Origin of the sequence: Devosia honganensis, from assembly GCF_042648785.1 — a bacterium.
Taxonomy (GTDB): Bacteria; Pseudomonadota; Alphaproteobacteria; order Rhizobiales; family Devosiaceae; genus Devosia; species Devosia honganensis.
In genome coordinates, this window is record NZ_JBHRYD010000005.1 from 320071 (window position 1) to 343371 (window position 23301).

The following is a 23301-nucleotide window of genomic DNA, read 5'->3' on the forward strand; positions in this document are numbered from 1 at the left end:
ACCTGGAGACGTCCGCCGCTCCAGGGAGACGGTGAATGGCTCTAGCGTATTTTCCCGCCGGCCACCAATGACAAAAGCGGGCGGCAGCTATCCGGCCTAGGGGTCCATCACCGGATCGGTGGGGTCCACGGTGCCCTCGATGCTGGGGTCGACCGCCTCGCCGTCCAGCGGCGCCGCCGGCACCGGATCTTCCGTCAAATTCGCGCCGCCCCCTTGCAGGATATCGGTCACCTGCTGCTCCAGCCCTTCCGGCAGCATGGAAATCAGCGTCGTGCCCATGTTCTGCAGATAAGGCAGCGATTGGGAGTTGCGCGCCCAGTCCGGCAGGTTCGAGCCTAGCAGCCAATTGCCGAATATGGTGATGACGATGGCGATGAGGATGCCGCGCAAAACGCCGAAGATGAAGCCCAGCGACCGGTCGATCGGCCCGATCCGGCTGTCGACGACGAAATCGGCGATGCGCATGGTCAACAGGTGCAGCACGATCAGCGCAATGATGAAGGTCACCACCACGGTGGCGATATCAGCGACCACCGGCTCGGCGATATAGTCCCGCGCGATCTCGGGATGGTATTGCCACATATAGACGGCGATGGCGGCCGATCCGGCCCAGGTGGCGAGCGAGAGAACTTCCCGGGTCAGGCCCCGGGCGGTGGCCAGGATCGCCGAAATCAGCACCAGCACACCCACACCGACGTCGAACGCTGTCAACATATGTTTTTCGCCTAAGTTTTCTGCGGCCCCCGCCTGTTGCCGGAGCTTTAACGATTTTGACGCGCCCTGCCAAGGGCATGCTGACCCTATGGGACCGATCTTCCCGAAAACGGTTCGTTTACCATGAATCGGGTTCCGGCTCGGGAATGGGCCGCTTGCTCTGGGCGGCGATGCGGCCCACCATTTCGCTCAATTGCGCATATTCGGTGATATCGAGGCCCGCTGTCCGGTCGGCCTTGCCCAGCCGTCCGGTCGCCACCGAGCCGAACCCCAGCTTCTGGGCTTCGCGCAGGCGCAGCGCGCCGTGCACCACTGGCCGTACGCCTCCCGCCAGCGAGATTTCGCCGAAATAGACCGCGTCGGCCGGCAGGGGCGAGCCGGTCAGCGACGAGATCAGCGCCGCCGCGACGGCCAGGTCCGCCGCCGGCTCGTTGATCTTGAGGCCGCCGGCGACGTTGAGATAGATGTCGTTGGCTCCGATCCGCACCCCGCAGCGGGTTTCCAGCACCGCCAGCACCATGGACAACCGCGAGGAATCCCAGCCCACCACGGCGCGGCGCGGCGTGCCCAGCGGGGAGGGGGCCACCAGCGCCTGGATTTCGACCAGCAGCGGGCGCGTTCCCTCCATGCCGGCGAACACCGCCGAACCCGCCGCGTCCTTGTCGCGCTGGTCGAGGAACAGCGCCGAGGGGTTGGCGACCTGTTCCAGGCCCCGCTCGGTCATGGCGAAAACGCCAATCTCGTCAGTGGCTCCGTAGCGGTTCTTCACCCCGCGCAGGATGCGGAACGTGTGGCTGCTGTCGCCTTCGAAATAGAGCACGGCATCCACCATGTGCTCGACGACGCGCGGGCCGGCGATCTGCCCGTCCTTGGTCACGTGCCCCACCAGCACCACCGCCGCGCCGCTCTTCTTGGCCAGCCGCGTCAGCGCCTGCGCCGAGGTGCGCACCTGCGTCACCGTGCCGGGGGCGCTGTCCACCCGGTCGGTCCACAGGGTCTGGATGGAATCGATGATGACGAGGTCGGGAGCCGGCCCGGCCTCGAGCGTGGCCAGAATGATCTCGACATTGGTTTCCGCCGCCAGCAACACCCCGGCCTCGCCCAGCCCCAGCCGCTGCGCCCGGAGGCGCACCTGCGCCACCGCTTCCTCGCCCGAGACGTAGATGACGCGCTTGCCCTTCGCCGCCAGCGCCGCCGCCGATTGCAGCAGCAGCGTCGATTTGCCGATGCCCGGATCGCCCCCCACCAGCAGGGCCGAGCCCTTGACGAAGCCCCCGCCCGTCACCCGGTCGAGTTCGGCGATGCCGGTCACCACCCGCGCCGCGCTTTCCGTCTCCCCCGAAAGCGGCACCAGATTGGTCGGGCGTCCACCGGCCCGCGCTGCCTTCGGCCCGGCGCCGACGCCCGAATCGAGGATTTCCTCGACGATGGTGTTCCATTCCCCGCAAGCGTCGCACCGCCCCTGCCAGCGGGAGGTGACGGCGCCGCAGGACTGGCAGACGAAGGATGAACGGGATTTGGCCATCAGCTTTGCTCCGAAAGACGCGCTGCGGTGTGGAGCGAGCGGTGGCGCGACCCTATCAACAGGCCGGCGCGAGTTCAAGAACGAAACGGGAACTTTCAAGGCGCTCGCTCTTCGGCCCATTTCGGCCTGCGCCGGGAGCCGCACGCAGCTTGATCTGGCTCAATGTCGCCGGGGCCCGGCGGGACTAGCGTGGGGGCGATCAAGGGAGGTCGATCATGTCAGCTACCATAGACACTTCGAATAATACCCTGCGAAATTCCGCTCGGAACCGTCTCGTCCTGCCATTCCTCGGCAATTTCTACGAGGGCTTCGCCAAGCCCTTCGCCTGGGTGGCGCTGCGCGTCGCCGTGGGCCTGCTGCTGGCCTATGAAGGCTGGCACAAGATGGGCAATCCCATGGCCATGTCCGGCTTCGTGGAAAGCCTCAATTTCTACCCGGGCTGGTTCTGGTCGCCGCTGTTGGGCGTGGTCAATCTGGTCGGGGGCGTGCTGATCGCCATCGGCTTCCTGACGCGGCCGGCGGCGCTGGCCAATACTGTCATGCTGGCGGTGACGCTGTGGTATCACTGGGTCAATCCCTATGGGCCGATATTCCTGACGCCTGAGGGCGTGGCGCTGCTCAACTCGCCCGAGGCGGCGCAATATTTCACCGGCGACGCCATGCGCCGGCTGGCCGATGGCGGGGCGGGCTTTCTGAGCCAGGTGCAGGGCAAGGCCATCAACGCCTCGCTGTTCTGGACCGGCGCGGTCGGCCTTTACGCCGCGTTTGGCGGCGGCGCCTGGTCGGTCGATGGCCGGCTGAAGAAGGAATTGTAGGCGCGCCCTCCGCGAACGACCTGCCGGGCTCAACCGTCCGGCAGGTTGCCGTCGCCGACATAGTTGCGGCTGTAGCGCCCCTTGAGGGCGGTGAGCAGTTCATAGCCGATCGTACCGGCGGCATCGGCCTGCTCGTCCACGCCGATATTGGGCCCGAACACTTCGGCGCCCTCGCCGGGGCCGGGCAGGTCGGGCCCCAGTTCGGTGATATCCACCACCGTCAGGTCCATCGAGATCTTGCCCAGCACCGGGCACGGCTTGCCGCGGATGAATACCTTGCCGCCCGGCCGCGCATTGGTGCCCGAGAGCGAGCGCGGAAAGCCGTCCGCATAGCCATAGCCCAGCACTGCCAGCCGGCTGTTGCGGTTGAGCGTGTGGCTGGCGCCATAGCCCACCGCTTCGCCGGTCCGCCCTTCGGTCACCTGCAGGATCGGCACATGCAGCGTCACCACCGGCGACATCGGGTTCTTGCGCCCGTTGACGGCCCGCCCGCCATAGAGCGCTACCCCGGGCCGCACCATCTGGAAGTGATAGTCGCGCCCCGTCATCAGTCCGGCCGAATTGGCCAGCGATGCCGGAATGCCGGGAAACTGCGCCATCACCGAGCCGAACAGGGCCAGTTGGGTGCGGTTCTTCTCGTGATTGGGCTGGTCCGCGCAGGCCAGGTGGCTCATCACCATTTGCGGCGCATAGCCCAGCTTTTCGATGCGCTCGCGCACCGCTCCCGCCTCGCCCAGCCGAAACCCCAGCCGGTTGATGCCGGTGTCGAAATGGAAGGCCGACGGATAGGCCTCGTTGCGCTCGACGCATTTGGCCAGCCATTCCTCCAGCATCGCCATGGAGGACAGGACCGGCATCAGGTTCTGCCGGATATAAAGGTTCGCCGCGCCCGGATAGAGCCCGTAGAGCACGAAGATATGGGCCTCCGGCACGGCGGCGCGCACCGCCATGCCCTCGTCGGGCGTGGCGACGAAGAAGAAGCGCGCGCCGGCGGCGTGCAGGGCCTTGCTGGCCATCTCGATGCCGGTGCCATAGGCATCCGCCTTGACCACCGCCGCCGTCAGCGCGCCGGCGCTGACCTTGTCCAGCGCCCGCCAGTTGCGGGCCAGCGCCCCCAGATCGATGCTCAATTGGCCGCCAAGGCCCGAGGTCAGCGTCATGCCTATTCCATGCGTTCGGGCAGGTAGTCTGCCCGAGCAAGGTTACCAAAGCGGGTAAATTGCGCCTCGAAGCTCAATTGCACCGTGCCGGTGGGGCCGTGGCGCTGCTTGGCGATGATGACTTCCGCCTTGCCGTGCACCTTCTCCATTTCCCCCTGCCAGGTCAGATGCTCGGGCGTGCCCTCTTTGGGTTCCTTGTTCTTGAGATAATATTCGTCGCGATACACGAACAGGACCACGTCCGCGTCCTGCTCGATAGAGCCCGATTCGCGCAAATCCGCCAGTTGCGGGCGCTTGTCGTCACGTGCCTCCACCTGTCGGGAGAGCTGGGACAGGGCCACGATGGGGATTTCCAGCTCCTTGGCCAGCGCCTTGAGCGTGGTGGTGATCTCGGTCAGCTCCTGCACGCGGTTCTGGCTCGCCGCCCGGCTCGAGCCGCTGAGCAGTTGCAGATAGTCGACGACGAGGAAGTCGAGCCCCTTCTGCCGTTTCAGCCGCCGCGCCCGCGCCGCGAGCTGCGCCACCGAAATGCCGCCCGTATCGTCGATATAGAGCGGCAGCCGGCTCATCATGTTGGAGACGTCCACCAGCTTGGAGAACTGGTTGTCGTGGATGCGCCCGCGCCGGATATCGGAGGAGGAGACTTCCGCCTGCTCGGCCAGGATTCGGGTGGCGAGCTGTTCCGAGCTCATTTCCAGGCTGAAGAACCCCACGATCCCGCCATCCACCGTCTTGGTGTGCCCGTCGGGCATCACCTCGCCGCGCCAGGCCTTGGCGACGTTGAAGGCGATATTGGTGGCCAGCGAGGTTTTGCCCATGGCCGGGCGCCCGGCGAGGATGACGAGGTCGCTCTTTTGCAGCCCGCCCATCTGCCGGTCGAGGTCGTGCAGCGCCGTGGCGATTCCCGACAGCCCTCCGTCGCGCTGGAAGGCTTCCCCCGCCATCTGGATCGAGGCGTTGAGCGCGGTGCCGAAATTCTGGAAGCCGCCATCGTAGCGGCCTTTTTCCGCCAGCTGGAACAGCTCGCCTTCGACCTTTTCGATCTGCTTGGCCGGCGTCATCTCCACATCGGAATCATAGGCGACGCCGACCATTTCCTCGCCCACCTGGATCAGGTTGCGGCGGATGGCCAGGTCATAGATGGCCTGCCCGTAATCGGCCGCGTTGAGCACCGTGGTGGCCTCCGCCGCCAGCCGCGACAGATATTGCATCATGGTGACGTCGGGCAGCAGTTGGTCGGGCAGGTGGGTCTTGAGCGTCGCCGGCTCCGCCGCCTTGCCGGCGCGGATGATCTTGCCCGCCAGCTCGTAGATTTCCCGGTGGATCGGCTCGTAGAAATGCTCGGGCAGCAGGAAATCCGCCACGCGGTAGAAGGCGTCGTTATTGATCAGGATCGCGCCCAGCAGCGCCTGCTCGACGTCCACATTATGCGGCGCGACGCGAAAGGTCTTGTCTTCGGCGGGATGAAGGCGGGCGATCTCGGCCATGGCGGTCTCTGTGGGTGTTAACCTTTCTTAACCATGCGACTCAGGCGCATGTCTCGTCCTGGCGCGGGCAGGGTTAATGTACCGGAAACGTTCTGTGTGAACACCGGGGACAACGGGGAATATCCTGAACGCCGCTTGCGGCGGCAATGCGGTGATTCCCCACCCTTCGGCAGGGCAAAAAAAGGGCCGGGAAAATCCCGGCCCTCTGCATGTCCTGGCGTCGTTTCGACTATTCCTCGAACCGGTCTTCGGCCGCCGCATCGGCCTGGCCGGCGGCGAAGTCGCCCGCCTCGTCGGCTTCGAAATGGTGCACGGTCACGTCTTCGCCGGCGGCCTGGCGCTCGGCTTCGTCTTCCGAACGGGCGACATTGGCGGTGATGCTGACCTCGACTTCCGGGTGCAGCGAGAGCGCCACGGTGTGCACGCCGACCGACTTGATCGGGTCGGGCAGTTCCACCTGGTTGCGCTGCACGGTGAAGCCGTCATTGGCCAGCGCCTCGACGATGTCGCGGGCGGCGACGGAGCCGTAGAGCTGGCCGGTCTCGCCGGCCTGGCGGATGAGCACCACGGTGCGGCCGTTGAGGCCGTCGGCAATGCCGGCGGCGGCGTTGCGGCGCTCTTCATTGCGCTGTTCGATATGGGCGCGCTCGGCCTCGAACCGCTTGCGGTTGGCTTCCGTGGCGCGCAGGGCCTTGCCCTGGGGCAAAAGGAAGTTGCGGGCGAAGCCGTCCTTGACGTTGACTTCGTCGCCGATGGTGCCGGTGCGGCCGATGCGCTCGAGCAGAATGACTTTCATGGAATAATTCCTTTGGGCTGTCCCGCCGCAGGGCGGTTAGAAGCCGCGACCCATTCGCGGCTCCAACTTTGGTGGTGGAGCGCGATACTCCCACCATCGTCACTACCCGACTTGTTCGGGTAGTCCACGCCTCCGCAAGATGGATTGCCGGGACGAGCCCGGCAATGACGGAGGCGGATAGATTATTGAACGGCGTAGGGCATCAGGCCGATGAAGCGGGCGCGCTTGATGGCGCGGGCCAGCTCACGCTGCTTCTTGGCCGAAACGGCGGTGATGCGGCTCGGCACGATCTTGCCGCGCTCCGAGACGTAGCGGCTGAGCAGGCGCACGTCCTTGTAGTCGATCCTGGGCGCGCCGGCACCCGAGAACGGGCAGGTCTTGCGGCGGCGCTGGAACGGGCGGCGGGCCTGGGTAGTGGTGAGGTCTTTAATAGCCATTTTGAGGTTCCTCAAAGCGTTTCCAGGCGAAGTGGATATCGGTTCGCCGTCCGGAAACGCGTCAGAATAAGGGTCTTAGAAGCGGCGGGGGCGACGGTCGCCGGAGAAGCCGCCACGGCCGCCTTCGCCGCGCTCGTCGCGCTTCTGCATCATGGCCGAGGGGCCTTCTTCCAGCTCGTCCACGCGCACGGTCATGAAGCGCAGGATGTCCTCGTTGATGCGCATCTGGCGCTCCATTTCGGCGACGGCCGCAGCCGGAGCCTCGATGTTGAGCAGGGTGTAGTGCGCCTTGCGGTTCTTGCGGATGCGGTAGGAGAGGCCCTTGAGGCCCCAATATTCGTTCTTGGTAACCTTGCCGCCGCCCTGGCCGAGAATCTCGGTGAGCTGGGTGGTCAGTTCCTCGACCTGCTGCTGGGAAACGTCCTGGCGGGCCAGGTATATATGTTCGTAAAGGGCCATTGCTGCGCCTTCCTTTGCGTTTGTATGCGGCAATATCCGGCGCGGAGCCTCCTTGAAGCCGGAAAGGCGTCAAAGCAGTCTTGCAAAGAGCGGGAACACGGGAGGCCGGGTCCGCCGGACCCTGTCTGCCGGAAACGGCAGACCCTCCGTTCAGCCCCCGGCCGAACGAATTGCTGGCGTCGCTATAGGGGAAAGCGGGGAATTAGGCAAGGTGGAAAGCCTGCGCCTTGACTCCGCCACACAGTCCCGGCATTGCCGCCGCAATGCTTGCGGTCCTTCGGGCGTCGCATTCGAGGAGATGGAAGGAACGCATGATGTCGAGCACCGCTTTCACCTTTCCGGGACAGGGCAGCCAGGCCGTGGGCATGGGCAAGGACCTTGCCGCCGCCTATCCGGAAGCCCGCGCCGTCTTCCAGGAAGTCGACGAGGCTCTGGGCGAGCGCCTTTCGGCCACCATGTTCGAAGGCCCCGAGGATATCCTGCGCCTCACCGAGAATGCTCAGCCGGCCCTGATGGCCGTCAGCATGGCCGTCATCCGCGTGCTGGAGGCCAGGGGCGTCGTTCTCGGGGAGCGGGCGAAATATGTCGCCGGCCATTCGCTGGGCGAATATTCCGCGCTTTGCGCCGCCGGCACGTTCAGCCTCGCCGATGCGGCCCGCCTGCTGCGGACGCGCGGCCAGGCCATGCAGAAGGCCGTGCCTGTCGGCCATGGCGCCATGGCGGCGCTGCTCGGCCTCGATCTCGACACCGCCCGCGCCGTTGCCGCCGAAGCGGGGCAGGGCGAGGTCTGCGACGTCGCCAACGACAATGCCCCCGGTCAGGTCGTCATCTCCGGCGCCGCCGCCGCCGTGGAGCGCGCCGTCGAGATTGCCAAGGGGCGGGGGGCCAGGCGCGCCTTGCTGCTGCCGGTCAGCGCTCCCTTTCATTGCTCGCTCATGCAGCCGGCGGCCGACGCCATGGAAGCGGCCCTGGCCGAAGTGGAGATGCGGGCGCCCGTGGTCCCGGTCGTCTCCAATGTCCTTGCCGCGCCGATCGAGGACCCGGCCGAGATTCGCCGGCGTCTGGTCGAGCAGGTCACCGGCGTCGTCCGCTGGACCGAAAGCGTCGCCTGGCTCACTGCCGCCGGCGGCGTTGCCGAACTGGTCGAATTGGGCACCGGCAAGGTATTGACCGGACTCGCAAAACGCATCGCGCCGGATGCGGCGGCTCATGCGGTCGGCTCGCCGGCCGACATCGACGCCTTCCTCACCCGGCTCGGTGCTTGAATCGAATTCTCAGGCAGTTGATTCAGTTTCTCTCGCAAGAGGCCCCAAATGTTTGATCTCAATGGAAAACGCGCTCTGGTTACCGGTGCGAGCGGCGGCATTGGCCGCGAAATCGCCAAGGCGCTCGCCGCTGCCGGCGCCACTGTCGCCCTTTCGGGCACCCGTGTCGGTGCGCTGGAGGACACGGCCGGGGAAATCGGTCGCGATTGCCCGATTCTGCCGGCCAATCTCGCCCGTCTCGATGAGGTGGACAAGCTCGTTCCAGCCGCCGAGGCGGCCATGGGCGGTCTCGACATCCTCGTCAACAATGCCGGCATGACGCGCGACAATCTCTTCATGCGCATGAAGGACGAGGAGTGGGACGACGTCATAGCCGTGAACCTCACCGCCGCCTTCCATCTCAACCGGGCCGTGCTGCGCACTATGATGAAGCAGCGCTGGGGCCGCATCATCGGGATTTCCTCGGTCGTGGGCGTCATGGGCAATCCGGGGCAGGGCAATTACGCCGCCTCCAAGGCCGGCCTGATCGGCATGAACAAGGCGCTGGCCCATGAGGTCGCCTCGCGCAACATCACCGTCAATTCCATCGCCCCGGGCTTCATCGCCTCGGCCATGACCGACGAGCTCAACGACAAGCAGCGCGACGCCATCCTTGCCGGGGTGCCGGCCGGCCGGCTCGGCACGGCGCAGGAAGTCGCGGCCTGCGCCGTCTTCCTTGCCAGCGACGCCGCCGCCTATATCACCGGCCACACGCTCAACGTGAACGGCGGCATGGCGATGATCTGACCGGCCGCCAGCCGAAACCCTTGGAAACCGGGCAAATCGCGGTTGGCTATTTGCAACGAAACGTGCTACCCCGCGCCCCTGTCATGCTTGCCGGACTGCCTTGCAGGTGCCCGCAAGGCCGCTTACATTGCGCCCGTGCAAGCTCAACACCATGCTTGATGATTTGGCATTGCGCCAATAAGAAGCGAAACGAAACTTCGATTTCTGAAAAGGGAAGTCAAATATGAGCGATGTCGCTGATCGGGTCCGCAAGATCGTCGTGGAACACCTCAATGTGGATGCCGAGAAGGTCACCGAAAAGGCCAGCTTCATCGATGATCTGGGTGCAGATTCCCTCGATCAGGTCGAGTTGGTGATGGCTTTCGAGGAAGAATTCTCGGTCGAAATCCCCGATGACGCCGCCGAGTCGATCCAGACCTTCGGTGATGCCGTCGCCTTCCTGACCAAGGCTACCAGCTGATCCGGAGTTAGGCCGCCGACCATGGAATTGCGCCGCGTCGTCGTAACCGGATTGGGGCTCGTCACGCCTCTTGGCTGTGGTGTCGAGCCCACCTGGGCCAACATTCTCGCAGGCAGGAGCGGTGCCAGGCGCATCGACGACTTCGAGGTCGATGATATCGCCTGCCAGATCGCCCACCGCATTCCGTTGGGGGACTATGCCGATGGCAAGTACAACCCCGACGAGTGGATGGAGGTGAAGGAGCAGCGCAAGGTCGATCCCTTCATCGTCTATGCCATGGCCGCGGCGACGCAGGCCATTCAGGATGCCGGCGTCGAGCCCCGCACCCAGGAGGAGCAGGAACGCACCGGCGTCCTGATCGGCTCGGGGATCGGCGGCGTCGGCGGCATCTACGATGCATCGGTCACCCTGCATGAAAAGGGTCCCCGCCGCATCAGCCCCTTCTTCATTCCCGGGCGTCTCATCAACTTGGCTTCCGGCCAGGTGTCGATCCGCTTCGGCCTGAAGGGCCCCAACCACTCCGTGGTCACCGCCTGCTCCACCGGCGCGCATGCCATCGGCGATGCCGCCCGCCTCATTGCCCTGGGCGATGCCGACGTCATGGTGGCCGGCGGCACCGAGAGCTGCGTCAACCGCCTGTCGCTGGCCGGTTTCTCCGCCGCCCGGGCGCTTTCCACCGGCTTCAACGACAATCCCGCCGCCGCCTCGCGGCCCTATGACCGGGACCGCGACGGTTTCGTCATGGGCGAGGGCGCCGGCATCGTCGTGCTCGAGGATTACGAGCGGGCTAGGGCCCGCGGCGCCAAGATCTATGGCGAGGTGATCGGCTACGGCCTTTCGGGCGATGCCTATCACATCACCGCGCCTTCGCCCGATGGCGATGGCGGCTTCCGCGCCATGAGCGCGGCGATCAAGCGCGCCGGCATCTCGCCCGCCGAGATCGACTATATCAACGCCCATGGCACCTCCACCCCGCTCGGGGACGAGATCGAGCTGGGCGCGGTCACCCGCGTCCTGGGCGATGCCGCCGGCAGCACGGTGATGAGTTCGACCAAGTCGGCCGTCGGGCACCTCCTGGGCGCCGCCGGTTCGGTGGAGGCGATTTTCTGCCTGCTCGCCATGCGTGACAATATGGTGCCGCCCACGCTCAACCTCGACAATCCCTCCGTCGAGACCGAGATCGACCTGGTGCCCCACAAGGCGCTCGAACGGGAAGTCAACGTGGCCCTGTCCAACAGCTTCGGCTTTGGCGGCACCAACGCCACGCTGGTCATGCGCAAGGTCCACTGAAGTTTTCCACGCCATTGTCGGGGGCGCGCCGCATCGGCTTGCGGGGTGCCCCTTGTCTTTTGCCGGTGCTTCGCCACAGTTTGCCGCGACAACGATGATATGAGGCCGCTTCCGGCCCTTCAGCAGTGACGGGATTACGATGAACGACCGCAGGAACCGGCGTCGCCGCCGCTCGGGCAACGGCCTGATCGACATTCTCAACGGCTTGCTGACGCTGCTGGTCATCGGCCTTGTGGTGGTCGGGGGCAGCCTCTTTTACCTCGCCTCGCAATATTACGGCACCGGTCCCACCACCGAGGATCGCGTCTTCCGCGTCGAATCGGGCAATACGCTGTCGACCACCGCCGGGCGGCTGGAAGAGCAGGGCTTCATCACCAATGCCTTCATCTTCAGCCAGTTTGGCAGCCGGGTCGAGGAAAGCCCCATCGTCAAGGCCGGCGATTTCAGCATTCCCGCCGGCGCTTCCATGTCCGAAATCCTGCGCGAGCTGACCCAGGGCAATCCGATCCGCTATGCGATCACCATTCCCGAAGGCTGGACCGTCTGGCAGGCCATCCAGCGCATCAATGCCGACGACCGGCTGACCGGCGAGATCGGCCAGTTGCCGCCCGAGGGCTCTATCCTGCCCGGCAGCTACGACTACACGCCCGGAGACACCCGCCAGTCCGTGCTCGACAAAATGCAGCTCGCCATGACCCAGGCCTTGGCCGAAGTCTGGGAAGGCCGCCAGCCCGACCTGCCGCTGGCCTCTCCCGCCGAATTGCTGATCCTGGCCTCCATCGTCGAGAAGGAAACCGGCGTCGCCTCCGAGCGTCCGCAGATCGCCGCCGTCTTCGTCAACCGCCTGCACCAGAGCATGCGCCTGCAATCGGACCCGACGATCATCTACGGCATCACCCTGGGGCAATCGACGCTCGACCGCGGCATTCGCCGCTCCGAAATCGAGGAGCGCACGCCCTACAACACCTATCAGATCGACGGATTGCCCCCCACGCCCATCGCCAATCCCGGCATCGAATCGCTGCGCGCCGTCGCCCATCCCGACAGTCACGACTATCTCTATTTCGTCGCTCGGGGCGCCACCCCGCGCGAAGGCCACGTCTTTGCCGAGACCTATGCCGAACATCAGCAGAACGTCGCCCGCTATCGCGAGATCGCCGCCGAAGCCGCGGCGCAGGCCGAAGCCGATGCGGAAGCGGCCCGCCGGGCGCTCGAAGCCGAGGAGGCCGCCGAAGCGTCCGGCGAAGCGACGGAAGCGGGGGAAAGCACCCCGTAGGCCGGCTCCAGCGGTCTTGACCTCGGGCCGGCGATCGAGCAACTACGCGGGCAGGGTCGGACCGATCCGATACTACAATAAACAGATAGAGCGCTCGATCCGCTTCATCGGATCGTCCGGCGCTCCAGCGGGCAGAGCAGGAATATGGATTTTCAGCGCCGCGGCGTCATGCTGGTGATTGCCTCTCCCTCGGGCGCGGGCAAATCCTCCATTTCGCGCGCCCTGTTCGGCGCCGATCCTCACATCGGCCTGTCGGTCTCGGTCACCACCCGCGCCCGCCGCACCGACGAGGTGGACGGCAAGCATTATCACTTCATCGACGTGCCGACCTTCGAGCGCATGCGCCGCGACGGTGAATTGCTCGAATCGGCGGAAGTGCACGGCAATTTCTACGGCACTCCCCGTGCCATGGTCGAGGAACAGCTCGCCGCCGGCAAGGACATCCTGTTCGACATCGACTATCAGGGTACCTTGCAGCTTTACGAAAAGGCCCGCGCCGACATGGTGACGGTGTTCATCCTGCCGCCCTCGATCAAGGAGCTGCGCGCCCGCCTCGAGCGCCGCGCCCAGGACAGCGTCGGCACCATCGACAAGCGCCTGTTCAACGCGCGGACCGAAATGGCGCATTTCGGCGAATACGACTACGTGATCGTCAACGAGGACCTCGAAGTCTCGGTCGCCCGTGTCCGCTCCATCCTCGCCGCCGCCCGCCTCGACCGCCGCCGCCAGCTCAACCTCGACAGCTTCGTCAAGGGCCTCCAAAGCCAGATTGGTCCCGCCTGAGGCCGCGACAAACTCCATGCCACCCCTCACTCCCTGTGGGAGAGGGACAGTAATTTCTTCGTCCAGAAGAAATTACCGGGTGAGGGGTTCTCCTCGCAAACTCGGAGCCTGCCCCCTACCTCAACCCCGGCAATGCCCGCGCCATCGCCAGAAACGCCTCCACCGGCAATTCCTCCGCCCGTTCGTCGCCCTTGAGGCCTGCTGCCGTCAGCAGGCCCTCCACCGGCACGCCCAGCGATTTCAGCGACTGCCGCACCATTTTCCGGCGCTGTCCGAAAGCCGCTTTGGTCACCTGTTCCACCAGTCGGACCGGCAGGTCCTTCTCCACCGGCTTGGGCACGATATGCACCACGGCCGAGGTCACGCTGGGCGGCGGCACGAAAGCCTGCCGCCCGACATTGAAGGCGATGCGCGCCTCGCTGCGCCAGCCCGCCAGCACGCCGAGCCGCCCATAGGCATCCTCGCCCGGTCGCGCCACGATGCGCTCGGCCACTTCCCGCTGGAACATCAGCGTCAGGCTTTCGAAAAACGGTGGCCAGGGCTCCATGGTCAGCCAGCCGGTCAGCAATTGCGTGCCGATATTATAGGGCAGGTTGGCGACGATCCGCGTCGGCCCGTCGGCAAGCAGCTTGTAGTCCATCTCGAGGGCGTCGCCGCCGATCACCGTCAGCCGGCCGGGATAGGCATCGGCGATTTCTGCCAGTGCCGGCAGCGCCCGCGCATCCCGCTCGATGGCGATCACCTCGCGCGCCCCTTCCGCCAACAGCGCCCGCGTAAGGCCGCCCGGGCCGGGCCCCACTTCGATCACCCGCACCCCGTCCAGCGAGCCGCCCACCCGCGCGATCCGCGCCGTCAGGTTGAGGTCGAGCAGGAAATTCTGCCCCAATTCCTTCTTTGCCCGCAATCCGTGAGCGGCGATGACCTCGCGTAGCGGCGGCAGGGAATCGATCTGGCTCATCTCCGCTCCGCCGTCATCCGGTGTGCCATGGCGATGGCCGCCGCGAAGCTGGCGGGAGACGCCCTGCCGGTGCCGGCAAGATCGAAGGCCGTGCCGTGGTCGGGCGACGTCCGCACGATGGGCAGGCCCAGCGTGACATTGACCCCTTCGTCGAAGGCCACGGTCTTGATCGGGATCAGCGCCTGGTCGTGATACATGGCCAGAACCGCATCATAGTGCCGCCAATGCGGACGGTGGAACAATGTATCGGCGGGCAGGGGGCCGATGGCGTCGATCCCCTCCGCCTGCGCCGCCGCGATGGCGGGCGCGACGATGTCGATGTCCTCGCGACCGATCGAGCCGCCTTCGCCTGCATGGGGATTGAGCCCGGCCACGGCGATGCGCGGCACCCCGATGCCGAAACGCGCCCGCAGATCGTGCGCCATGACCCGCAGCGTCGCGACGATCAATTCGTGACTCACAAGGCCCGGCACCTGGGCGAGCGGCACATGGATGGTGAGCGGCACCGTGCGCAAATCCCCATGCGCCAGCATCATCACTGGCAGTTTCGGCGGGCCGCCCATGGCAGAGAGTTCGGCGAGGAATTCGGTATGGCCGGGATGCCGGAACCCGGCATGATAGAGCGCGCCCTTGTGGATCGGGGCCGTCACCACCGCCCGGCAATCTCCCGCCAGCGTCGCCTCCACCGCCCGGGCAATGGCGGCAATGACCGCCGGCGCCGCCTCCGCCTCGGGCTCCCCCGGCCGGTCCGCGACATTGCCCTCGATGGGGATCACCGGCAAACGGTTCGCGTACACCGCTTCCGCGCCCGCACTATCGGTTTCTTGGATGGCAATATCGAACCCCAGCCGCCGCGCCCGCGCCGCCAGAAATCCCGCATGCCCGAAAACCGCGAACGCCGGCAGTTGCCTCTCGCGCCGCTGCGCATAAAGTGCCAGCAACAGGTCCGGCCCGATCCCGGCCGGCTCGCCCATGGTCACCGCCAGAACCCCGGTCATATGCCCTCAGCTTCCGCCCGCTCTGTTCTTTCGAACCGGCGGGCGGCTGATCTTGTCAATTGCGGATGATCTTGGCGTTGGCGCGCAGCCGCGCCAGATATTCGTCGGCGGCCTTGGAGAGGGCGCCCCCGCCCACTTCGTCGCGCAGCCCGCCCTTGACGAAGGTGAGGTCCTGCGCCTGCACCTTCTCGCAGACGGCGAGCATGGACAGGCCGGTTTCGACCGCGCGCGGCTTGGTGATGCCGCCGACATTGAGCCCCGCCAGTTCCCTTGCCAGCGCTTCGGGAAGCTGGGTGGCATGGCGCCGGCCGACATCGACCACCGCGACGTCGGAATAGGCCAGCGAGAGTTGCACGGCGCTGTCGCAGCCGGCAAAGCTCGAGCGGTAGCGATTGGCCTGGCCGGAGCGGCCGCCTCCGCCCACGAACACCACTTCCTTGAGGATATAGTCGAAATTCTGGAAATCGGCGATCTGCTGCGCCGCCCGCTGGTCCAGCTCCAGTTCCGAGATCTGCACCTGCGGCATCACCGCCGCCTCGGTGATGGCGTTCCAGGCGATGGCGGCCCGCAGCCGGTCCTGCAGCGTGTTGCTGCTGACCCCGCCCTGTTGCAGCATCTGCTGCAGCCGGTCGCGGCTGACATTGAGATTGCGCGAGATCTGCAGGAAGGCGTCGTCCACCTGCGCATTGGTCACGTTGATGCCCAGCCGCTTGGCTTCCTGAAGTTGGATGGCTTCGGTGATCAATTGTTCCAGCGCGCCGTTGCGGCCGGTATTGTTGCCTTCCATGCGGAAGAGGCGCAGCCGCTGGTCGACCTGAATGTCGCTGATCGGCTCGCCGTTCACCGTGACCACCGTGGCCGCCTGTGCCGCCAGCGGCATGGACATGGCCATCATCAGGCCGATGAACATGGCGCCTGCAACGCGCCGAAAATCTGCAAAGCTCATGATCGGGTCCGCCATTTTCCGTGATGCCTTCAATGCGGCGTCCGGGCAAGCGTGTCAATTGGGCGATGAATGCGGCCAAAATCCGAATACGCCTCAGGTCCAGCCGTCCTCGCGCCGCAGTAGCACGGTGACGCCGATCACGATGGCGACAATGGCGGGCCCCAGAGCGGCGAAAAGCGGGTCCAGCACTCCGGTCGTGCCGGCCCGGTCGGCCATTTCGGTGATGACGAAGACGATGAAGCCCAGCACCATGCCGTAAAGCACCGCCGGCCCGATCTGCGTGTGCCGGCTATAGCCCGCGGTGAAGGCGAAGGCGATCAGCAGCGAGCCGCTGAGCACCAGCGGCAGCGCCAGCAGCTTGATCAGCCGCATCGTGGTGGCCGCCTGTACCGCAGGGTCGCTGACCCCCCGCCGCAGCAGGTCCGCCAGCTCGAAAAAGGTCATGTCCTCGGTGGAGGCCAGCTTGAGGCTGATTTCGGCTGCCGTGGAGGTCGTGGGCACCCGCACGTCGAACACGGTCCGCGCCGGCGCTTCCGGCGTCCGCGCCAGCGCTTCGGGGAAATGCCAGTGCCCCGGCTCCAAGATCGCCTCTTCGGCCTCCAGCCGCGCCACTTCGCTCGGGCCGAGGTGGAACAGCGTCACCCCGGCCAGCGTGCCGCCGCCGGGCGACATGCGCCGCGCCAGGAGCACGTAATGGGCGCCTTCCCCGCGCTGCTCGAGCCAGACTTCGCCATTGGGGGTGAGTTGCGTCGCCTGCCCGGGCGGGGTGGGGGCGAGGTCGCGGTTGATCTGCGTGCTGATGGTCTCCGCCCCGAGCGCGATGACGAAGCTCGCAACGATCAGCACCGCGACCGGGGCGCGCAGCACCCGCCAGATGGAAATGCCGCTGGCCTTGATGACGGTCAGCTCGTGCCGCATCTTGAGGTCCACCAGCCCCAGTATTGCCCCCAGCAGCACCGTCACCGGCAGGGTCTTGATGGTCCAGCGCACCGCGCTCATCGCCACCATCAATATGCCCATATGCAGGCCCCGATTGTCCGAGACATAGGTGAAGCGCCAGGTGTCGAGCGATTCCACCAGCGCGATCAGCCCGTAAAAGATGAAGACCGTGGCCCCGATGCGGCTGGCCAGCCGCCCCAGCACCAGCCTGTCGATGCGGTTCATCATGACGCCGCCTCCGCGAAAGGCCGGCGCGGCCACAGCCGTATCGCCAATATGGCGAGGGCGACGATCACCAGGATCACCGCGCCGGTTCCCGATCCCAGCGGGCTGTAGGCGCTGACGCCGCGCTCCCCGAATGCCACCAGCATGACGATGGCCTCGAGCGGCAGTTTGATGCGCATGCGGTTGCCGCTGGGAAAGCCCGCAATGGCCAGCACCAGCAGGCACAGCCCCACCACCCGCAGCGCCTCCGCCATGCGGTCGAGCAGCTTGCCCACCGCGCCCGCCCGCCATTGACCCGTCTCCATGGCCTCCCCGGCGATCTCGAAACTGGTGCGCTCGTTGAGGGGATCGATCCGCGCTACCTGCTGGCTGAGGCTCTCGACGCTGACATCGTAGCGGGTGAAGCGGATTTCCGAATAGCGCCCGTCCTTCTCGGCATATTGCAGCGTGCCGTTGCGCAATTCGAGGATGTAGTCGTCGCCCACGCCCATCACCCGTGCCGATTCCGCGATATAGGTGCGGCGCGTCTCCGGATCGCGCCGGTCGTCGGCGAAGAATTCGGTGATCACTCCGCCATCCTCGCGCCCGCCGATCAGCAGCACCACGCCCGGCGCCGCCTGGGTGAAGCGGTTGGGCTTGAGGGTGGAGCTGACCAGGTCCGCCGCGACGGTGGCCGAAAGCAGGTTGAGCTGCCGGTTGGCCAGCGGCTCGATCACATGGGCGAGCAGCAGCACCGCCAGCACCGCCCCGCCGCAGGTGACGGCGGCGGCCCGCCACAGCCCGCCCAGCCCGTTGCTGGTGTGGATGATGTGCAGTTCGTGGCTCGCCTGCAGCGCCGTCAGCGCCCGCACCATGCCGATGCCCACGCAGATATAGAAGAAGGCCAGCGCCAGCGGCGGCATGGTGTAGAGCGCCTGCAGGGCCAGCGTGCCGAATCCCTGGCCCTTGACCGACACCACCTCGAAGGAGCGCAGGCAATTGACCAGCCACAGCAGGAAGCACGCGATCCCGAACAGGATCAGCGCATCCGTGGCGAACAGGCGCGTCAGATAGGAGGTGAGTTTTCTCATCGCGTCGAACTGTAACCGGTCGCCCCTTGAACCATGCCCCGCCGCGAGGGGAAAGCTCCTTTCCTCTGGCGAAGCCCTCCGCGCCCCTCTAGAATGCCGCCATGGCCGAAATCCTCTTTTACCATCTGGAAACCCGCCCGCTCGAAGCGGTGCTGCCGCTGCTGCTCGAAAAGACGCTCGAGCGCGGCTGGCGCGCGGTGGTGGAAATCGGCTCGCCCGAACGCGCCGAGGCGCTCGATGCGCATTTGTGGACCTTTCGCGACGATGCCTTTCTCGCCCATGGCCTCGCCGGCGAGGAGACCGACATCCATCAGCCGATCCTGCTCACCACCGGCCCCGACAATCCCAACGACGCCCCGGTGCGCTTCTTCGTCGACCGGGCGGTGCCGCAGGCGGTCGGGGCCTATCGGCGCCTGGTTTATCTGTTTTCCGGCCACGACCCCGAGGCGGTCGCGGAGGCGCGCCTTGCCTGGAAGGCGCTGCGCGAGGGCAATGAGGTCACCTATTGGCAGCAGGACCAGAACGGCCGCTGGGCCAAAAAGGCGTGAGGCCCCTCAGCGTCCGGCCCGCAATTCGGTCGCGTAGAGCGCCATGAAATCCTCGACCAGCTCGTAGCAGAAGATGATCTCGGCCGTTCTCGGGTCGTAATAGGCATTGGGCTCCTCGCAGCGCGTCGCGGTGAATTTCACCCGGCCGCTCAGCCGGTAGCCCTTGCGCACTTCCTCGGCCACCGCCTCGAAAATTCCGCTGGTGCGAAAAACCCGCTCGGCCAGCCGCAGCCGCCTTCCGCCATCTTCGAGCACCACGTCGACCCGCGTGCCGCTGCCTGGCTTTTCCAGCAGTCCGCGCAGGCTGCGGTCGACGAGTTGATAGTCGAAATGGCAGCTATGCTGCCTCTCCGGGTCGAATTCATAGCTATTGGCCACCTTGCGGAACGCCGCCCGGTCGGCGCCCACCATCAGGCAGACGATCTGCATGGCCCGATGGCGCTCCGGGCTGTAGCCATAGGCGTAATCGTCATCGCCGAAATGATCGCCGAAACTGCGTCCGGTCAGCAGCCAGCCCTTGACCGCGTCCTCCAGCACCCGGTTGCTGTCGGGCGTGTTCTTGCCCAGCAGCATCCAGGTGGCGATATTGTCCGCCGCATCCTCCTCGCGCCCCAGAACCGGCAGGTCCAGCTTGTCGATCAGCAGATGCGCCACCTCGTGATAGAGCGTGAACAGGCTGTTATTGACCGCGAAGCGCAATATGTCGGCGCGTTCCCGCTTGCTGAAGCCGCTCAGATCCTGCGCCTGGGCCGGAGACGCGAGAGCGAGCAGCAGGGCGGCGATCATCAGGGCGAAAAGGCGGCGCATGACAATCCCTCACTCTCGGTCCGCGCCACCAGAAGCCATGCCGCCCCGCAAGTCAACGTCCGGGCGAACGCGGGATGTGTTCCCCTTCCTCCTCCAGAGTAGTGTTTACTTCGGACGCTCTCCGGGTTTCTTGCACATGGACAGTAGCCATCGAGGCAAGCCCGAGGGCAGCGCGGTGGGGGAGGTAAGTTGAGCCAAGTGCCCGAAATAACACTCCCCATCATGCCCCAAGGGAATTGCATATGGAAAAATCTGTGAGGCCGGCCCCTTCGCCTCCCTCCTCCTTGAGGGCTTCGAACTGTCCCGTAGGGTCAATCGCTCCGGTGGAGCGATTGAAGGTGAGAAGGCCATGAGAGCTATGCTCGAATGGCTGGGCCAGGGGGGGTTCGGGATTGTCCGGGAGTCCGATTAATTCATCGAGAAAATCGACGGCGCGGAACCCCCACCCCTAACCCCTCCCCTTGAGGGAGAGGGGAACGCGACAGCTTCTATTGCGCCGTCAGGCTCATATGCAATTCCCCTCCCTCACGCCCGCTCCGCGTCCTCCAGCTCGGCGCTCAGTTCGAGCCATTTTTCTTCGGTCGCTTCCAGCTCGCCGCTGAACCTGGCCTTGTCCTTGCCCAGCGCCACCAGCCGGTCCGACGGACCGTCATAGACCTTGGGATCGGCCAGTTGCGCCTCGATCTTGTCGAGTGCGATGCGCAGCCGGCCCATCTTGGTTTCGGCGTCCTTGATCGAGGCCTTGAGCGGCGCCAGTTCCGCCCGCCGTGCCGCCGCCTCCTGCCGGCTCAGCCGCCGCTCGCCGGCATTGGCGGCGCCATTGGCCTTGCCCTCGCGCGGCGCGGTGATGCTGCGCTGATAGCTGTCGAGGTCCTCGTCCAGTTCCCGGATGGTGCCGCCTTCGGCGATCCACAGCGTGTCGCAGGTCGCCTCGATCAAATGCCGGTCGTGACTGATGATCAGCACCGCCCCTTGATAGTCGTTGAGCGCATGCACCAGCGCGTCGCGGCTGTCGATGTCGAGATGGTTGGTGGGCTCGTCGAGGATCATCATGCCCGGCCCTCCGAAGGTGATGAGCCCCATCAGCAGCCGCGCCCGCTCGCCGCCCGAAAGGTTCTTCGCCTTGGTGTCCATGCGGCTGGTGGTCAGTCCCATCTGGTTGAGGCGGCTGCGCCGCCGCGCCTCGTTGTCCGTCGGCATCAGCCCGGCCAGATGTTCCAGCGGCGTCAGCTCGGGCTGCAGCTTGTCCATCTGATGCTGGGCGAAATGCGCGATCTCCAGTTTCTTGCCGATGCGCAGCGTGCCGTCCATGGCAGGAATGTCCCCGGCCAGCAGCTTGGCGAAGGTCGATTTGCCATTGCCGTTGACGCCGATCAGCGCGATCCGGCTTTCCGGATCGATGCGCTGGTCGATGTTTTTGAGGATCACCTTGTCGCCATAGCCGGTGGAGACCCCGTCCAGCGTGATCATCGGCGTGGGCAGGTCCGCCTTGGGCTGCTGGAAGCGGAACGGGGCCGCATGCTCGTCGAACATCGCCTCGGGCGGCCGCAGCTTCTCGATCATCTTGACGCGGGCCTGCGCCTGTTTGGCCTTGGTGGCCTTGGCCCGGAAACGGTCGACGAATTTCTGCAGATGCGCGATCTGCTCCAGCGTCTTTTCACGGCTCTTGTTGTTGAGCTCCATCTGCATGCGGCGCGTGGTTTCGAAAGTGTCGTAATTGCCCTTGTAATAGGTGAGCTTGCGGTGCTCGAGATGGACGATGGAACTGACCGCCTTGTTCAGCAGGTCGCGGTCGTGGCTGATGAGGAAAACCGTGTAAGGATATGTGGCCAGGTATTTTTCCAGCCACAGCGTGCCCTCGAGGTCGAGATAGTTCGTCGGCTCGTCCAGCAGCAGCAGGTCGGGTTGGCTGAACAGCACCGCCGCCAGCGCCACGCGCATCCGCCAGCCGCCCGACAGCTCCCGCGTCGGCCCGTTCTGCCGGTCCTGCTCGAAGCCCAGCCCCTTGAGAATGGACGAGGCCCGGGCTTCCGCCGTATGCGCGTCGATATCGGCCAGCCTGATATGGATTTCCCCGATCCGGTGCGGATCGGTGGCGGTTTCCGCTTCCGCCAGCAGCGCGGTGCGCTCCTTGTCGGCGGCCAGTACCACCTCCAGCACGGTCTCGTCGCCGGCCGGCGCTTCCTGCGCCACCGCGCCGATCCGCGCCTTGCGGTTGACCTCGATCGTGCCGGCATCGGCGCCGATATGGCCCTGGATCAGGTGGAACAGCGTCGTCTTGCCGGTGCCGTTCTTGCCCACGAATCCCGCCTTGGCGCCGTCCGGCAGCACCAGCGAGGCGCCTTCGAACAATTCGCGTCCCTGGATGCGATAGGTGAGATTGGAAATGGTCAGCATGGCAAAAACCCCGGCGGCCCGCCCGAATGCCGGCAGGTGGCGTCAAAAACTCTCGCCGCTGAATTAGGGACTGTCCGCGCCCATGGCAACCGCATTGCGCCTGCGCCATGCCTCTGCCGGAATTGTCCTCCATGGCTCGGCATGGTTCGATTTACAGGAGAAACGCCATGAGCGCCGGCCGCATCGTCACCTTCCTTCTTGCCACCGCCGCCCTTTCCCTTCCGGCAATGGCGCAGGATCGCGTCCGGCTGGACGATCTGGATGCCGACCGCCTCAATCCGCGCCAGATCAAGATCGAATTCGAATATGACGGCGGCGCCTGCGAGCAGGTGGAGGAGGCCCGGCTCGGCGACATTGTCGATGGCACCCTGTCCGTCACCTTTCCAACCAGCTCCACCGCCGAAGTGTGCACCATGCAACTGGTCGAGATCGAGGTGAAGGAGGCCGTCCCGGCCGACACCTCCGTCACCCGCGTCGAGGTCACCCTGCTGGCGCCCGATGGCTCGGTCCTGGCGACCGACAGCACGCGGGTGGACCGGGACTGATCCTCGGAAGGCGGCGCTTGCGCGCGGCGGCGTGCGCCCGTCTTGCGCCGCTCACGCTCTCTCGCTAAAAGGCGCCACCTTTCCAAGCAATCAGCAGGATTTTACCGCCATGGCGATCGAACGCACCTTCTCCATCATCAAGCCCGATGCCGTCCGTCGCAATCTGATCGGCAAGATCGTCGCCAAGTTCGAGGAAGCGGGCCTGCGCGTCGTCGCCATGAAGAAGATCCACATGACCCGCGAACAGGCCGAGGGCTTTTACGCGGTGCACAAGGAGCGTCCCTTCTACGGTGAGCTGGTCGAGCAGATGAGCGCCTCGCCGGTGGTGGTGCAGGTCCTCGAGGGCGAGAACGCCATTCTCAAGAACCGCGAGATCATGGGCGCCACCAATCCGGCAAATGCCGAGGAAGGCACCATCCGCAAGGAATTCGCTCTTTCGGTCGGCGAAAACTCCGTCCACGGCTCCGACGCCCCCGAAACCGCCGCCGAAGAAATCAGGTTCTTCTTCACCGACGACGAAATCGTCGGGTGAGAACCGGCTTCTGGCATGGCCGGAAGGCAAAACGCGCCAGCGGAGCGATTTGAGGATCGAACCTCCTGAGCCATGCGAAGGGC

Annotated in this window: 24 protein-coding genes; 10 read left to right on the forward strand and 14 right to left on the reverse strand. The window is 65.7% G+C overall.

Going from position 1 to position 23301, the window contains the following annotated elements:
* Nucleotides 1-96 precede the first annotated feature (96 nt).
* Together ACFOOL_RS08395 and radA are read right to left on the reverse strand one after the other, a co-directional pair.
* Entirely contained in the window at nucleotides 97-714 is a 618-nt protein-coding gene (locus tag ACFOOL_RS08395) for a CvpA family protein (RefSeq protein ID WP_380096501.1), read from the reverse strand.
* 118 nt (nucleotides 715-832) lie between these two features.
* Entirely contained in the window at nucleotides 833-2239 is a 1407-nt protein-coding gene (radA, locus tag ACFOOL_RS08400; RefSeq protein ID WP_380096502.1) for a DNA repair protein RadA, read from the reverse strand.
* A 215-nt stretch (nucleotides 2240-2454) separates the two neighbouring features.
* On the opposite strand from radA, the gene ACFOOL_RS08405 reads away from it, so the two are divergent.
* Nucleotides 2455-3054, forward strand: coding sequence for a DoxX family protein (locus ACFOOL_RS08405; protein ID WP_380096503.1), 600 nt, complete (start codon nucleotides 2455-2457; stop codon nucleotides 3052-3054).
* A 29-nt stretch (nucleotides 3055-3083) separates the two neighbouring features.
* On the opposite strand, the gene alr is transcribed toward ACFOOL_RS08405, so the two are convergent.
* The 5 genes from alr to rpsF all read right to left on the reverse strand — a co-directional run bounded on the left by alr (nucleotide 3084) and on the right by rpsF (nucleotide 7393).
* A complete protein-coding gene (alr, locus tag ACFOOL_RS08410; RefSeq protein WP_380096504.1) occupies nucleotides 3084-4214 on the reverse strand; it encodes an alanine racemase in 1131 nt (376 codons plus the stop codon).
* Between the two features lie 2 nt (nucleotides 4215-4216).
* The gene (locus tag ACFOOL_RS08415; protein WP_380096505.1) at nucleotides 4217-5701 is read right to left on the reverse strand and encodes a replicative DNA helicase; all 1485 of its coding nucleotides are present in this window, start codon (nucleotides 5699-5701) and stop codon (nucleotides 4217-4219) included.
* Between the two features lie 229 nt (nucleotides 5702-5930).
* Nucleotides 5931-6497: a 50S ribosomal protein L9 gene (rplI, locus tag ACFOOL_RS08420; RefSeq protein ID WP_380096506.1), complete on the reverse strand. Its 567-nt coding sequence runs from the start codon at nucleotides 6495-6497 to the stop codon at nucleotides 5931-5933.
* Between the two features lie 182 nt (nucleotides 6498-6679).
* Complete coding sequence (gene rpsR / locus ACFOOL_RS08425) at nucleotides 6680-6934, reverse strand: 30S ribosomal protein S18 (protein ID WP_380096507.1); 255 nt, start codon at nucleotides 6932-6934, stop codon at nucleotides 6680-6682.
* Nucleotides 6935-7009: 75 nt separating this feature from the next.
* A complete protein-coding gene (gene rpsF / locus ACFOOL_RS08430; protein ID WP_380096508.1) occupies nucleotides 7010-7393 on the reverse strand; it encodes a 30S ribosomal protein S6 in 384 nt (127 codons plus the stop codon).
* Between the two features lie 314 nt (nucleotides 7394-7707).
* On the opposite strand from rpsF, the gene fabD reads away from it, so the two are divergent.
* The 6 genes from fabD to gmk all read left to right on the forward strand — a co-directional run bounded on the left by fabD (nucleotide 7708) and on the right by gmk (nucleotide 13253).
* Complete coding sequence (fabD, locus tag ACFOOL_RS08435) at nucleotides 7708-8658, forward strand: ACP S-malonyltransferase (RefSeq protein WP_380096509.1); 951 nt, start codon at nucleotides 7708-7710, stop codon at nucleotides 8656-8658.
* Between the two features lie 48 nt (nucleotides 8659-8706).
* Complete coding sequence (gene fabG, locus ACFOOL_RS08440; protein ID WP_380096510.1) at nucleotides 8707-9444, forward strand: 3-oxoacyl-[acyl-carrier-protein] reductase; 738 nt, start codon at nucleotides 8707-8709, stop codon at nucleotides 9442-9444.
* 223 nt (nucleotides 9445-9667) lie between these two features.
* Nucleotides 9668-9904, forward strand: coding sequence for an acyl carrier protein (locus ACFOOL_RS08445; RefSeq protein WP_046103861.1), 237 nt, complete (start codon nucleotides 9668-9670; stop codon nucleotides 9902-9904).
* A 27-nt stretch (nucleotides 9905-9931) separates the two neighbouring features.
* A complete protein-coding gene (fabF, locus tag ACFOOL_RS08450) occupies nucleotides 9932-11194 on the forward strand; it encodes a beta-ketoacyl-ACP synthase II (RefSeq protein WP_380096604.1) in 1263 nt (420 codons plus the stop codon).
* A gap of 139 nt (nucleotides 11195-11333) precedes the next feature.
* Nucleotides 11334-12470, forward strand: a complete 1137-nt coding sequence (gene mltG / locus ACFOOL_RS08455) for an endolytic transglycosylase MltG (protein WP_380096511.1) — start codon at nucleotides 11334-11336, stop codon at nucleotides 12468-12470.
* Nucleotides 12471-12614: 144 nt separating this feature from the next.
* Nucleotides 12615-13253 (forward strand): guanylate kinase, encoded by a 639-nt coding sequence (gene gmk / locus ACFOOL_RS08460; RefSeq protein ID WP_380096512.1) that lies wholly within the window; start codon nucleotides 12615-12617, stop codon nucleotides 13251-13253.
* Between the two features lie 115 nt (nucleotides 13254-13368).
* Here the strand turns inward: gmk and rsmA are convergent, their stop codons facing one another.
* From rsmA to ACFOOL_RS08485, 5 genes are all read right to left on the reverse strand, one after another.
* Nucleotides 13369-14211, reverse strand: a complete 843-nt coding sequence (rsmA, locus tag ACFOOL_RS08465; protein ID WP_380096513.1) for a 16S rRNA (adenine(1518)-N(6)/adenine(1519)-N(6))-dimethyltransferase RsmA — start codon at nucleotides 14209-14211, stop codon at nucleotides 13369-13371.
* Nucleotides 14208-15209 (reverse strand): 4-hydroxythreonine-4-phosphate dehydrogenase PdxA, encoded by a 1002-nt coding sequence (pdxA, locus tag ACFOOL_RS08470; RefSeq protein WP_380096514.1) that lies wholly within the window; start codon nucleotides 15207-15209, stop codon nucleotides 14208-14210. Before pdxA ends, rsmA begins: the two co-directional genes overlap by 4 nt.
* Nucleotides 15210-15264: 55 nt before the next feature.
* Nucleotides 15265-16155, reverse strand: a complete 891-nt coding sequence (locus ACFOOL_RS08475) for a peptidylprolyl isomerase (protein ID WP_380096515.1) — start codon at nucleotides 16153-16155, stop codon at nucleotides 15265-15267.
* A 93-nt stretch (nucleotides 16156-16248) separates the two neighbouring features.
* Nucleotides 16249-17322 carry an LptF/LptG family permease gene (locus tag ACFOOL_RS08480; protein WP_380096516.1) on the reverse strand — a complete coding sequence of 358 codons (1074 nt, stop codon included), beginning with the start codon at nucleotides 17320-17322 and terminating at the stop codon, nucleotides 16249-16251.
* Nucleotides 17319-18389: an LptF/LptG family permease gene (locus ACFOOL_RS08485; RefSeq protein ID WP_380096517.1), complete on the reverse strand. Its 1071-nt coding sequence runs from the start codon at nucleotides 18387-18389 to the stop codon at nucleotides 17319-17321. Before ACFOOL_RS08485 ends, ACFOOL_RS08480 begins: the two co-directional genes overlap by 4 nt.
* Nucleotides 18390-18490: 101 nt before the next feature.
* On the opposite strand from ACFOOL_RS08485, the gene ACFOOL_RS08490 reads away from it, so the two are divergent.
* Complete coding sequence (locus ACFOOL_RS08490) at nucleotides 18491-18937, forward strand: DNA polymerase III subunit chi (RefSeq protein ID WP_380096518.1); 447 nt, start codon at nucleotides 18491-18493, stop codon at nucleotides 18935-18937.
* Nucleotides 18938-18943: 6 nt separating this feature from the next.
* Here the strand turns inward: ACFOOL_RS08490 and ACFOOL_RS08495 are convergent, their stop codons facing one another.
* Nucleotides 18944-19744, reverse strand: a complete 801-nt coding sequence (locus ACFOOL_RS08495) for a DUF4344 domain-containing metallopeptidase (protein ID WP_380096519.1) — start codon at nucleotides 19742-19744, stop codon at nucleotides 18944-18946.
* 525 nt (nucleotides 19745-20269) lie between these two features.
* The gene (locus ACFOOL_RS08500; RefSeq protein ID WP_380096520.1) at nucleotides 20270-22141 is read right to left on the reverse strand and encodes an ABC-F family ATP-binding cassette domain-containing protein; all 1872 of its coding nucleotides are present in this window, start codon (nucleotides 22139-22141) and stop codon (nucleotides 20270-20272) included.
* A gap of 167 nt (nucleotides 22142-22308) precedes the next feature.
* Here ACFOOL_RS08500 and ACFOOL_RS08505 point away from each other — a divergent pair, with 167 nt between their 5' ends.
* Nucleotides 22309-22686, forward strand: a complete 378-nt coding sequence (locus ACFOOL_RS08505) for a hypothetical protein (protein WP_380096521.1) — start codon at nucleotides 22309-22311, stop codon at nucleotides 22684-22686.
* A 109-nt stretch (nucleotides 22687-22795) separates the two neighbouring features.
* Entirely contained in the window at nucleotides 22796-23218 is a 423-nt protein-coding gene (ndk, locus tag ACFOOL_RS08510) for a nucleoside-diphosphate kinase (RefSeq protein WP_380096522.1), read from the forward strand.
* The last annotated feature ends 83 nt before the right edge of the window (nucleotides 23219-23301 follow it).

Excerpts from the sequence above, each read along its gene's own strand:
- ACFOOL_RS08395 (WP_380096501.1), bottom strand. The coding sequence starts at position 714 with ATGTTGACAGCGTTCGACGTCGGTGTGGGTGTGCTGGTGCTGATTTCG.
- radA (WP_380096502.1), bottom strand. The coding sequence starts at position 2,239 with ATGGCCAAATCCCGTTCATCCTTCGTCTGCCAGTCCTGCGGCGCCGTC.
- ACFOOL_RS08405 (WP_380096503.1), top strand. The coding sequence starts at position 2,455 with ATGTCAGCTACCATAGACACTTCGAATAATACCCTGCGAAATTCCGCT.
- alr (WP_380096504.1), bottom strand. The coding sequence starts at position 4,214 with ATGACGCTGACCTCGGGCCTTGGCGGCCAATTGAGCATCGATCTGGGG.
- ACFOOL_RS08415 (WP_380096505.1), bottom strand. The coding sequence starts at position 5,701 with ATGGCCGAGATCGCCCGCCTTCATCCCGCCGAAGACAAGACCTTTCGC.
- rplI (WP_380096506.1), bottom strand. The coding sequence starts at position 6,497 with ATGAAAGTCATTCTGCTCGAGCGCATCGGCCGCACCGGCACCATCGGC.
- rpsR (WP_380096507.1), bottom strand. The coding sequence starts at position 6,934 with ATGGCTATTAAAGACCTCACCACTACCCAGGCCCGCCGCCCGTTCCAG.
- rpsF (WP_380096508.1), bottom strand. The coding sequence starts at position 7,393 with ATGGCCCTTTACGAACATATATACCTGGCCCGCCAGGACGTTTCCCAG.
- fabD (WP_380096509.1), top strand. The coding sequence starts at position 7,708 with ATGTCGAGCACCGCTTTCACCTTTCCGGGACAGGGCAGCCAGGCCGTG.
- fabG (WP_380096510.1), top strand. The coding sequence starts at position 8,707 with ATGTTTGATCTCAATGGAAAACGCGCTCTGGTTACCGGTGCGAGCGGC.
- ACFOOL_RS08445 (WP_046103861.1), top strand. The coding sequence starts at position 9,668 with ATGAGCGATGTCGCTGATCGGGTCCGCAAGATCGTCGTGGAACACCTC.
- mltG (WP_380096511.1), top strand. The coding sequence starts at position 11,334 with ATGAACGACCGCAGGAACCGGCGTCGCCGCCGCTCGGGCAACGGCCTG.
- gmk (WP_380096512.1), top strand. The coding sequence starts at position 12,615 with ATGGATTTTCAGCGCCGCGGCGTCATGCTGGTGATTGCCTCTCCCTCG.
- rsmA (WP_380096513.1), bottom strand. The coding sequence starts at position 14,211 with ATGAGCCAGATCGATTCCCTGCCGCCGCTACGCGAGGTCATCGCCGCT.
- pdxA (WP_380096514.1), bottom strand. The coding sequence starts at position 15,209 with ATGACCGGGGTTCTGGCGGTGACCATGGGCGAGCCGGCCGGGATCGGG.
- ACFOOL_RS08475 (WP_380096515.1), bottom strand. The coding sequence starts at position 16,155 with ATGAGCTTTGCAGATTTTCGGCGCGTTGCAGGCGCCATGTTCATCGGC.
- ACFOOL_RS08480 (WP_380096516.1), bottom strand. The coding sequence starts at position 17,322 with ATGATGAACCGCATCGACAGGCTGGTGCTGGGGCGGCTGGCCAGCCGC.
- ACFOOL_RS08485 (WP_380096517.1), bottom strand. The coding sequence starts at position 18,389 with ATGAGAAAACTCACCTCCTATCTGACGCGCCTGTTCGCCACGGATGCG.
- ACFOOL_RS08490 (WP_380096518.1), top strand. The coding sequence starts at position 18,491 with ATGGCCGAAATCCTCTTTTACCATCTGGAAACCCGCCCGCTCGAAGCG.
- ACFOOL_RS08495 (WP_380096519.1), bottom strand. The coding sequence starts at position 19,744 with ATGCGCCGCCTTTTCGCCCTGATGATCGCCGCCCTGCTGCTCGCTCTC.
- ACFOOL_RS08500 (WP_380096520.1), bottom strand. The coding sequence starts at position 22,141 with ATGCTGACCATTTCCAATCTCACCTATCGCATCCAGGGACGCGAATTG.
- ACFOOL_RS08505 (WP_380096521.1), top strand. The coding sequence starts at position 22,309 with ATGAGCGCCGGCCGCATCGTCACCTTCCTTCTTGCCACCGCCGCCCTT.
- ndk (WP_380096522.1), top strand. The coding sequence starts at position 22,796 with ATGGCGATCGAACGCACCTTCTCCATCATCAAGCCCGATGCCGTCCGT.